This is a genomic window from Psychrobacter sp. TB55-MNA-CIBAN-0194 (assembly GCF_040309505.1).
In the GTDB taxonomy this organism is placed as follows: domain Bacteria; phylum Pseudomonadota; class Gammaproteobacteria; order Pseudomonadales; family Moraxellaceae; genus Psychrobacter; species Psychrobacter fozii.
Genome location: NZ_JBEOOW010000186.1, coordinates 1 through 279, shown reverse-complemented (window position 1 = coordinate 279; position 279 = coordinate 1). Strand labels below are relative to the sequence as shown.

The window sequence follows — 279 nt, the reverse complement described above, 5'->3', positions numbered from 1 at the left end:
CGCCTAAATCGTTAAATGCCCTTAATTTTGAAATGATCAGCTTACTCGAGCCGCAACTACAGCAATGGGACAAAGACGATAACATTGCATTAGTGGTTCTTAAAGGCGCTGGTGAAAAAGCATTTTGTGCCGGTGGCGATGTAGTGAGTTTGCACAAAGCCATGAGCGAAGGTAAACCAACGTCACTGGTTGAAGAATTTTTTACTCAAGAGTATCAGCTCGATTATCTAATTCACTGTTACAACAAACCCATTTTAGTGTGGGGTAACGGGATTGTAA

Annotated in this window: 1 protein-coding gene; it reads left to right on the top strand. The window is 41.6% G+C overall.

Features of this window, described 5'->3' with window-relative positions:
* Positions 1-279 (top strand): enoyl-CoA hydratase/isomerase family protein (locus AAEY75_RS14765; RefSeq protein ID WP_352259989.1); only part of this gene is annotated, 279 nt, incomplete at both ends.